At 35.7% G+C, this 10,926-nt stretch carries 6 protein-coding genes, 1 tRNA gene and 2 pseudogenes; 7 read left to right on the top strand and 2 right to left on the bottom strand.

What is annotated here, in order from left to right; genetic code table 11:
• Both BA053_RS07860 and BA053_RS03455 read left to right on the top strand, forming a co-directional pair.
• A pseudogene (locus BA053_RS07860) lies at nt 1–211 on the top strand (hypothetical protein); the annotation flags it as partial.
• Nucleotides 212–404: 193 nt separating this feature from the next.
• Nucleotides 405–1,598 (top strand): annotated as a pseudogene (locus tag BA053_RS03455) (phage portal protein).
• A gap of 54 nt (nt 1,599–1,652) precedes the next feature.
• Here BA053_RS03455 and BA053_RS03460 read toward each other — a convergent pair.
• Together BA053_RS03460 and murJ are read right to left on the bottom strand one after the other, a co-directional pair.
• Nucleotides 1,653–4,196, bottom strand: a complete 2,544-nt coding sequence (locus BA053_RS03460; protein ID WP_065106759.1) for an AsmA family protein — start codon at nt 4,194–4,196, stop codon at nt 1,653–1,655.
• A gap of 3 nt (nt 4,197–4,199) precedes the next feature.
• Nucleotides 4,200–5,687, bottom strand: a complete 1,488-nt coding sequence (murJ, locus tag BA053_RS03465; RefSeq protein WP_065094784.1) for a murein biosynthesis integral membrane protein MurJ — start codon at nt 5,685–5,687, stop codon at nt 4,200–4,202.
• Nucleotides 5,688–5,837: 150 nt separating this feature from the next.
• Here murJ and BA053_RS03470 point away from each other — a divergent pair.
• The 5 genes from BA053_RS03470 to BA053_RS07285 all read left to right on the top strand — a co-directional run bounded on the left by BA053_RS03470 (nt 5,838) and on the right by BA053_RS07285 (nt 10,788).
• Nucleotides 5,838–5,913, top strand: a tRNA-His gene (locus tag BA053_RS03470).
• 187 nt (nt 5,914–6,100) lie between these two features.
• A complete protein-coding gene (mnmG, locus tag BA053_RS03475) occupies nt 6,101–8,188 on the top strand; it encodes a tRNA uridine-5-carboxymethylaminomethyl(34) synthesis enzyme MnmG (protein WP_065094785.1) in 2,088 nt (695 codons plus the stop codon).
• A gap of 8 nt (nt 8,189–8,196) precedes the next feature.
• The gene (locus BA053_RS03480; RefSeq protein ID WP_065094786.1) at nt 8,197–9,978 is read left to right on the top strand and encodes an aminopeptidase P family protein; all 1,782 of its coding nucleotides are present in this window, start codon (nt 8,197–8,199) and stop codon (nt 9,976–9,978) included.
• Nucleotides 9,979–10,098: 120 nt separating this feature from the next.
• Nucleotides 10,099–10,464: a hypothetical protein gene (locus tag BA053_RS03485; protein ID WP_065094787.1), complete on the top strand. Its 366-nt coding sequence runs from the start codon at nt 10,099–10,101 to the stop codon at nt 10,462–10,464.
• Between the two features lie 150 nt (nt 10,465–10,614).
• The gene (locus tag BA053_RS07285; protein WP_156518099.1) at nt 10,615–10,788 is read left to right on the top strand and encodes a hypothetical protein; all 174 of its coding nucleotides are present in this window, start codon (nt 10,615–10,617) and stop codon (nt 10,786–10,788) included.
• Nucleotides 10,789–10,926: the final 138 nt, after the last annotated feature.

The raw sequence follows: 10,926 nt of genomic DNA on the forward strand, positions 1-10,926 counted from the left end.
AGTTGGTAAGCATAAAAGTAGCCGTTTTATGTTAAAATACAACGTTTTGATGATTATGAAAAAGCTGGATTCCAGTGTCAAGCACTGGAATGACATCGTTTACTATGTGCCATATTGCAATGTTCATATAGCTGTGTGTCACGCACTTTGCTTCAATATTTGCACATTAGCCACTCCTCTGAACAGATACTATATTTTTACTCCTTCCTGATTCATTTTCTACCTTAGGTGGCTTCGCTCAGCTCAAAAAAAAAGCTCATTCTTTTTGCTACCCCTTATTGTGCCTGCCATTTAACTACTGTGTAGAGATTGCTCTCAAACATAATGTTCGTACGTTAGTATATCCTTCCTGTGACACCAATTGATATAATTCTACCACAAATTCAATTTTTTAGGAGGCACATATGAATTTCAACATTTTTCAAAGAAAGAAAAGCGCAGTATTTACTAAATACTCTGCTTTGCAACTAATGATGGAGCCAAGTTGGAGTAAGCGTGATTATGTAAGTTTTGCTGAGGAAGGTTACATAAAAAATGTTATTGCCTTTCGAGCAATCAATATGATTGCAAGTGCTGCATCTTCGGTACCTTTTACTCTCTGCCAGCTTACTGACCAGGGAAAATCGCAACTAAAAGCCCATCCATTACTGAAATTACTTTATTCTCCTAATCCAATGACATCAAAATCGGAATTTATTGAGGGGATTGTAACTTATCGGTTAGTTAACGGCAATTCTTATATATTGATGGTTGAGTCGCAGAACAGTAGAAAACCACCAACAGAGCTTTATCTTCTGCGCCCCGATAGGGTTGAAATTGTTCCAGGGAGAAATAACGTTCCTTATATCTATCGTTATACCATAAATAACAACAGTTATGACTTTAAAGTTGATAAACTAACCGGACGTTCAGCAGTGTTGCACTTAAAGACCTTTAACCCTTTGAATGATTGGTATGGGTTATCACCAATTGAGGCGGCTGCATATAGCATAGATCAGCATAATCAAGCGGGTGCTTGGAATCAAGCGATGTTGCAAAACGGAGCAAGACCAAGTGGTGCAATAGTTGTGAAATCAGCGAAAGATGGAAGTGGTGGAAGTTTAAGTCAAGAGCAGTACTAACGCTTAAAGGCGCAGATAAATGATCATTATTCAGGTCCTGTCAATGCTGGAAGACCGATATTGCTTGAAGGAGGCTTGGAGTGGAAAGAAATGAGCTTATCACCAAGGGATATGGATTTTATTGAGTCCAAACACAGTTCAGCTCGTGATATTGCCCTGGCTTTTGGCGTTCCGCCGCAGTTGCTTGGCATACCAGGTGATAACACTTATAGCAATTTAGTCGAAGCACGCTTGTCCCTTTGGGAACAGACGGTTTTACCAACGCTAGAAAATATTATCTGTCACCTGAATTCTTGGCTGATACCAAGATTTGGTGAAGATCTGTGCTTGTCGTATGACAAAGATGCAATAGAAATTCTCATGGAAAAGAGACAAAAGTTGTGGAAATACGTAGAAAACGCAAGCTTCATGACGCTCAACGAAAAAAGAGAAGCTTTTGGCTTGCCACCACTGCCAGGTGGTGATGAGTTAGGTTAAGTTTGTATCCGTTCAGATGAGTTTATTGTCCCCTAAATCGTACACCTAAGTAAATTAGCTATTCCTCTTGCCAACCAGAGCGATGAAGATTTGGTCTACATCAAAACTCATCTTAGGACGCCAAATAGGGCCATCCAAATGCATATCGATATAGATTGGATTACTATAGTTTGGTGGTATGAAAAAGAACCTGAATATAGAAACTAAAGCGAAGTTAGATAAGGTTAAATTAGAAGAGATCGACCCTGATGCTTGATCAATCCCGAACTGTAAACTAGTTGAACATATACCACTCTTAATACTTGCTTTTCCGCTAATATTTTCAAAAAATGTCTTGCCATTATATATATCAACATAAGCAAGTGTGGAAATTTCAGATTTATTCTTACTGCTTAACAAATTAGTGATAAATGAATTAAAATCCACATTAGTAAATTCTATTCCCTGCGCTTGTAAATTTACATCTCCTGATAAGCTATTAGCCCAATCATGAAAACTTTTTCCTTGAGTTTTGATTTCACCACTTAAGCTTATCTGACCATTTACATTGTCAATTCCTATAACCTTACTAATCTTTTTAGTGTCAAAATTGGAAATGAAAAATTTTGTGTGCATTGAATCTGATCTTAAATAACCCTGAAAAAACACTTGCCCGTGTCCTAGTACGTAACTTATCTGCCTGATAGTGATAGTGTTGTTTCTAATCACCGCATCCAAATTAAAATCTTTCAAAACATTCTGCTCGGTTTTAAATTCTGTAGTATTGATTTGCACATTTGCATCAAAGCCTTCTTTGTCATCCAAAAAATCAAGCTGCTTTGTTGACCATTGAATTTGATCTATCTCATTTCTTGAATTTCTTTTTACCTCTACTAAATTCGGTAATTTAAAGATATTTCCATTAAATTTACTGCCCGTAAGGTTAACATCTAATAAAGGTTTGGCGTATTTTTGATCTGCTAATATTTTTGCATTACCGGTAATATCGAAATCTTCTCCATATAGCTTTATTTTATCTGCAACCAGCTTACCTTTTTCCATTTTTAGCAAAAAATCCAAATTTTTAATTTTCGTATCATTCAATGTAAAGTCATTAACACTGGCCTTTATATTTGCATCATACTGAAAATTTTTCAGCCATTGCATTTTAGATAAACTGCTAAATAATGAATGATCATATTTATCTGCATCAAGATTATGCATACTAAATTCACCATTGATCACATTGTGTTTTTTTGTGTGGCTTACTCTAATTGACCCTTGCAAGGATTCCTTATTATTTAGCAGTCTAATGTCTGAGATAGATAATATTCTTGGTGCAAGGTGCAATTTAGAACTTAGTGTAAATTGATTTTTCTGGTTTTCTTTCATCTTTATAGAAGGGAAAAAACATGAAATGAATGACTCAAAATCACCTCCTTCGACTAATAAATCACCGTCGAATTCAGATAGGGCATTATTATTTGAGATCTCTCCTGATAAGTAAGATATATTATTGATTCCAGGAAATTTAAGAAGCGTATTAACTTTTACTTTGCCATCAGTGGATTTTAGTACAGCACGGAAATTGTCCAATATTTTGTTTTGATATTGAATGTTAGAAGCTTCCATATTAAAATTTAAGCTCAAGTTCTTTGGCACAACTGCTCTAAAACATTCCAGAAGATCCTTCATATTCATTGTTCTTTGTGAATCATTTTGTATGGAATCTAAATCAACTTTACTGAAGCTAATATTGAAATTAGTGTGATTGCCTTTTCTATCATTTTGTATTGTACCGCTGGCTTGCATGCTTTTGGAATCAATTTTTAAGTCAGTTGCCGTAAACTCACTTTCATTAAGACTTATATTGGATGATATCTTGATATTTTCGCTAGGAATAACACAAGAGAGAAAGCTAAGATTAATGATTTTTGCTAAATCACTCACAGAACCGGAACTGTTATTAATTGTTAATGTTAAATTACCCTGGAGTTCTTCTTGATTTCTATTACCTGTAAATAGCAAATTTACAAAATTTGATTCAACACTAATGTGTACATTCCTTTTTGTGATATTAACCTTTCCTGAAAAATCGTAATTATTATCACCTACCTTTACTTTACCAAAAAACTGCTTATTTTTTTTTACAGCAACTTCCTTTATGTTAACAATATCAGCGAAATCATTCTTGAAACTTACTTGGCTGTCTTTTATTACTATATCGACTGTGTTACCACTGGCGTTTGTATTTATAATATTAAGTAAATTTTCTTTGTTGCTTTTCATGCCAAACAATGTGATTGACTTTGGTTGCAACGAAAATAAAAACAACGATAGGAACGATGGCCTTATTTCAATTTTTCTTACACTAATTAAATCTGACAACTTTTGCTCTTTATTTTCGTTGTATTGTACGTATACATTATAAATAGTGAGCTTTGGGGTAATCAACGAAACTTTAATTTTTCCCCCAATATGCACTTTAGCATCATACGTCTTCTCTAACTCTTTTATGATATATTTCCTGTAGCCACTCCAATCCTTAAAAGTTGCAGCAACATGCATGAGAATTAATAGCAGCGAGATTGATAATATAGCATATAAAGAAAGTCTCATAATTTACACATGCTTAAAGTTTCCCTTAAATATTAAATAGAGAATACCAAAATAAACAATACCACTCAAAGCTATTAAAGTCGTTAAATAAACAATACGAGCCAACATTTTATCAAAAAATAATCCTGCCAACAAAGAATTAAAAATATAAAGGGCTATTGACATGACTGCCGTTGCTACAAAAATTTTCATGACATTTAACAATAACGCTTGGCTAACCTTATACATTTTATTTATTGTTAAATAACTAATTAATAGAATAGAGTTTATCCAAGTGGAAACGGAAGTAGCAATAGCAATCCCCGTATGCTGATACTCGTTCATTAACAAAAGGTTTAGCACTACATTAATTCCAAGACACATTAGCGAAAATATGGTTGGTATTTTCAGATTGCCTTTAGCAAAAAATGTAGGTAGCAATACTTTATTTATAATAAATGCAGGTAAAGAAAGAGAAAATGCTATTAAAGTGGGAACAGTTTGCTGCACTGCATAATGATCAAACCGGCCGTAAGAAAAAAGCGTAAGTAAAATTATGTCGGGAATAATGATAAAGGCAGCAGTTGTTGGCATAATTAACATTAATCCTATGTTGAGAGCCTTGTTCTGTATTTTGACTATATTTTCAGTATTATCCACCTGTTTTGAAATTAAAGGAAGAAGCACTGTGCCAATTGCAGTACCGATTATTCCCTGCGGTAGTTGATTTAGTCTATCGGCATAATATATATAGGACACCGCATTTGGTATAAAACTCGCCATGATTGTATCAATCCATAAGCTTATTTGAGTTACACAATTGTTGATAATTGCAGGTATCACACGCTTAAAAAATAACCTTACTTCATTGCTTAATTCAAGGCTAAAAGAAAAAGCTGCCTTTAACTTGTATGCACTAAATAGTATCAAAAGTAGCTGGAAAATTCCTCCTATAAGGACAGCTATAGAAAGGTTGTGCGCTGGAGTTTTTACGTAAGGCACAAACAAACTGATGATTAAACAGAGATTCAAAACGATTGGTGCAATAGCTGTTGAAGCAAAATGCTGCTTTACTTGCAGCATTCCACCAATAAGTGATGCAATTGAAACAAAGATTATGTAGGGCATCATAATTCTTGATAAAGTAACAGTAAGGGTAAACTTACTTTGGTCAAATCCAGGAGCAAAAATTTGAATCATATAAGGGGAGAAAGTTTGCATGATAAGGCAAAAAATTACTAAGATAATAAACGTAATGGATATTACACTACTTGCAAAATTAAATGCCTTTTTATTATCATATGATTCTGTCGAATATAATGGTATGAATGAGGTAGTGAACGCTCCTTCTGCAAAAAATGCTCGAAATAGATTGGCAAAGCGAAACGAAGAAAAAAATATGTCTGCAAGAGAGTTTGCACCAATAACCGTAGCAATCAATACATCTCTTATTAACCCTGAGATCCTTGAAATAGCCGTAAAAAAACTAAATGTGAAAATACTTTTAAACATACCACTACTTCATTAGTGTCAATACAATTAACTATAATGGTAAAAGTATCAATGAAAATATTTATTGGCTAAACTTAAAACCCTCTGCAAAAGGAGAGTTAAATAATCAATTGACTATTTGCGCTCGTATGTTAGATATTTTATATCTTGGCGGGCGTAGCTCAGTTGGTAGAGCGTCAGTTTGTGGTACTGAATGTCGCCAGTTCGATCCTGGTCGCTCGCCCCACTAAAACCCGATAATTTGAAAAACCGTCATCCCGCTGCTTGTTAGCGGGATCTAGAGATACCGTGACGGTATGACGTGAGTTAGCTATACATTGGCCACTGATGATTGAAATAGTTAATTACTGTAAAATTTGACATTAACCGCTAATAGTTAGAATATTAGTAGAGTAAGAATTACTCAAGAAGGCATGCATAAATATGATGTAGTAGTAGTAGGTGGTGGTCATGCAGGGTGCGAAGCTGCAGCAGCAGCAGCTCGCCTTGGTGCAAACACGCTGCTTATAACTCATAAAATTTCAACTATAGGAGAAATGTCCTGCAATCCAGCAATCGGAGGAGTTGCAAAGGGCGTTGTAGTCAGGGAAGTTGACGCTCTTGATGGAATAATGGGAAGAGCAATCGATCAAGCAAGTATACACTCAGTCATTTTAAATAGCAGCAGAGGTGCAGCAGTATGGGGCCCGCGTGCACAGGCAGACCGAAAATTATACAAGCAAGCAATACAGGAAATTATTCTAAATTATAATAATTTGACGGTAAAAGAAGAGTCGGTTGACGATTTTCTTATAGAGAGTAATAACAATGGAGAATTGTGCATTAAAGCTGTAATAACAAGCTCAGGGGAGCATATACTGACAAGTAAAGTCGTTCTAACTACAGGGACTTTTCTGCGGGGTGTGATTCATATAGGAGAGCAGGTAACTCCTTCAGGGAGAATGGGAGATAAGCCTGCCGTAGAACTTGCAAATACGTTGAAGAAATATAATTTTAAATTAGGTAGATTGCGTACCGGAACTCCGCCAAGGCTTGATCGTGGCACTATAAACTGGTCAATATTGCAAGAACAAGTGGGTGATAGTCCACCTGTGCCGTTTTCTTACTTAACAGAAAAAATTAACCAACCTCAGGTATCATGCTTTATTACTCATACTAACGAAAATACACATAGAATAATTCGAGAGAACCTTCACAGGTCAGCTTCTTCATATTTGGATGATATTATAGCACCAAGATACTGCCCATCAATTGAAGTTAAAGTTAAAAAATTTGCAGAAAAAAGTAGCCACCAAATATTTTTAGAACCAGAAGGGCTGGATGATGATACTGTATACCCAAACGGAATTTCAAATTCATTGCCTGTTGAAGTGCAGCGTGAAATGATAAAGAGTATTAAAGGACTTGAAAATGCAGAAATATTGAGGTCTGGATATGCAGTTGAGTATGACTATATTGACCCACGAGAGCTGTTTCATACTCTTGAAACCAAGAAAGTCAAAGGTCTATATTTTGCCGGCCAAATTAATGGCACTACTGGATATGAAGAAGCAGCAGGGCAAGGAATTATTGCCGGAATTAATGCAGCACTCTCTGCATCTGAAAAAAAAGAAAGCTTTGTTCTCCATCGTACAGATTCGTATATCGGCGTAATGATAGACGACCTGGTCACCAAAGGGGTGATCGAGCCTTATAGATTATTTACCTCACGTGCAGAATATAGGCTAGCTATCAGGTCAGACAATGCAGATAGAAGATTAACACAAAAAGGTTATGATATTTCCCTTGTTTCGCATGAGAGATACTCTGTTTTACAGAATAAACTTGAATCCATTAAGCAGCTTGAAGAGAAGTTAGGGAGTCTGACGATTACTCCTGAGCAGCTTAGGTCTTATGGTATCAAAATATCTTATGATGGGATAAGAAAAACGGCACTAGATCTACTTAGCTACCCAAATATCGACTGGAATAAATTACAAGAAATATGGCCGGAGTTAAGCAGCGTCACGCGCTGCACAACGGATACTGGATCCTCTTCCGTCATCTCAGGACACTCTCATGTCATCCGAGTAGCTGACACTGGGATCCAGCACTGGAATGATAACAAAACGGATGCAGCTGACACTGGAAAAAATGTAGATTCCAGCGTCACGCGCTGGAATGACAAAATGGAGTGCTGGAATGACGCCGCAGTGGGTAGCATAACTAAGAATGAAATATGCGAAGCGGTTGAAATTGAAGCAAAATACAAACCTTATCTAATAAGACAAGAAGCAGATATGAAGTTTTTACGAGAAGAAATCAATACTCAAATTCCAATCAACTTCAACTATTCACAAGTTAAAGGCTTGTCAAGTGAAGTAATAGAAAAGTTGCAGACGATAAAACCAGCAACAATTGGCATTGCAAAGCAAATACAAGGCATCACTCCCGCAGCGATAGTTAGCATATTAGTGTATTTGAGAAACAGGAAAACGAAAGTAGCTGCTAATTTTGTGTGAGGTATTCCATGTCAAAAATCAAAGAATTTCGTTCTTTTATGCACGAAATAAACGTTGATGCATTTGTGTTGCATACTAAAGACGAATATTTAAATGAATATTCAGACGAGTTAACCAAGTTATGTGGCTTCACAGGAACAAATGGGCTGCTCATTGTTACAAAAAACAACAAGTGCCCATTTTTTACAGATGGACGCTATATCACACAAGCTCACAATCAGCTCGATCAGGGCAATTTTCAAGTATATAATATACAAGAAGAGGATCCACGCGAATGGATAAAAGCAAACTTAACATCGACTGCCTCACTAGGTTATTATTTGCAATATTTTACCATAGAAGATATAAGAAAGTATGAGAATATCTGTAAATTAATACCCTGTTTAGCTGGAAAAAAAAGTGACTATCGAAAACAAGCAGTGATTTTACATTCTATTAAATATGCTGGTGAAAGTAGTAAGGACAAATGTGAAAAAGTCGCTAAAAGTATAGATAAAGAAGCTGAAGCAGTGCTTTTAACTGATCCAAATTCAATTTCATGGTTATTAAATTTAAGAAATGAAAATGCTAAATATACTCCATGTATATTGGGCCGTGCTATATTGTATAAAAGCGGTAATGTTGATTTGTTTATTCAAGATAAAGAACATTCAACTATAGAAGCAAATTTAGGCAATCATATAAATATTTTTGATATTAGTGAGCTAGAAAATTCGCTGCACAAGCTAAATTCAATAGTTATAGATCCAAGCACAACTCCAATGAGTATCATGGCTGTAATAAAAAATAAACAGGTAGCTGAGAGAGAAGATCCTTGTCTAATTTATAAAGCAGCAAAAAACCAAACTGAAATAGCTGGGGCTATAAATGCGCATATCAGAGATGGAGTGACAGTTACAAACTTCCTACATTGGCTTACTAATAGATTTACTGTCATCCGAGTAGCTGACACTGGGATCCAGGAAAAAAACATAGATTCCAGCGTCACGCGCTGGAATGACACCAAGGAAGATGATAATTATTCAGATAAGAAGTTCAATGAAATGACAGAATTAGAAGCTGAAGAAAAGATTTTAGAATACAGAAAAGAGCAGAATTTGTTTAAGCAACTAAGTTTTCCAATAATTTCAGCATTTAATGAGAATGGGGCAATAATTCACTATCGTGCAAGCAGTAAGACGAATAAAGTAATTCAGAAAGATGGACTGTATTTGATTGATTCTGGTGGTCAGTACCTTGACGGCACAACTGATGTGACAAGAACTGTAGCAATTGGCAATCCCACTGATGAACAAATAACCCGCTATACAATAGTATTGAAAGCGCACATTGCTGTAGCAAGTGTCATCTTTCTTCCTGGCACTACTGGTGGAGAATTGGATATATTGGCACGTACGCATTTATGGAAATTTGGAATGGACTATATGCATGGTACAGGGCATGGAGTAGGAAGTTACCTATCAGTACACGAAGGACCACAAGCAATATCAAAGGGAAATAAAGTGAAACTCACGCCAGGCATGATACTTTCCAACGAACCTGGTTATTACATTCCGGGAGAGTATGGAATAAGAATTGAAAATCTGATGTATGTTGACAGACAAGAAAATGGCTTCTTAAACTTTAAACAACTGACCTCTATTCCGTATGACAGAAGGCTAATAGACGTGCAAATGCTTACTAAAGATGAAATTGAATGGATAAATGACTATCATCGATTTGTCTATAAAAACTTAGAAAATAGCGTCAAAGATAAGGAGTGGTTAAAGAAAGTATGTGACCCTTTATAAGCAAAGGAGCATTTTTTATTGTTTAAAGAGTATTAATGCAATTGTGATGAGTATTTTGTATTGTTTTTAATTTAAAAACAATATATAATAGAAAATTGATATTTTCAAGTAGGTGTAATTATGACAGGTAAAGTGCAAGAAGATGAATTTATGAAGCAGTATATGGATACTTGCAAAGAGCAAATAGAAAAATTAGCCAAGGATCCTGAATTGCTTAATCAGACTTTAAAACCATTTATGCAAATATCTCAGCAGCTTATGGCTGGCAGTATGTTAGAAGGCGCTATGCCTAACATGATACCTGATTTGGGTGGTATGGATATCAACAAGATGATTGCTCAGATGAAGGAAATGATTGACTACATAAAAGGTAACTATAAGGAACTGATGAAAGAGCGCAGCTCGCAAATTCAAGAGCTTGATGAATCCAGTAAGAGGCTAAGAGGTTTAGTTAAAAAATTGATAGAAAAGATCGAAAGTAAATAAATAATATCTAACGCGAGTCTCTTCTGTCATTTTATGTACAACTTTCTAGTTGGACGGTAAGTCGAGGTCAATTATTGATATCATGAAAGTAGCTGACACTGGTTCCTTTATGACGGCAGTGCTCAGAGGTGTCATCCCAGCACCCCTATGATGTCATCCCAGTGCCTTGACTACTTGGATCTAGAAAAATTGATTGTGCACTATGCAACATTTTCGATCAAAAGCTGGATTCCAGTGTCACGCACTGGAATGACATCATTTATTATGCAACATCGTGTCACATTGCAACGTTCGTACAGTTGTGCGCGGTATCTCAGCCGCTAACGAGTAGCGGAATGACGAATTTGTCGTTTTTCAAATTGGTTTTACAAATTTGAAAATTAGTGTTAAATAAAGATATAAATGCAAAAGGAAAAGAGATGATTAAACTTAACGGCCCAGAAATTTGTGCAGATGGAAATA

The sequence above is a fragment of the Wolbachia endosymbiont of Nomada ferruginata genome (assembly GCF_001675785.1).
Lineage (GTDB): Bacteria > Pseudomonadota > Alphaproteobacteria > Rickettsiales > Anaplasmataceae > Wolbachia > Wolbachia pipientis.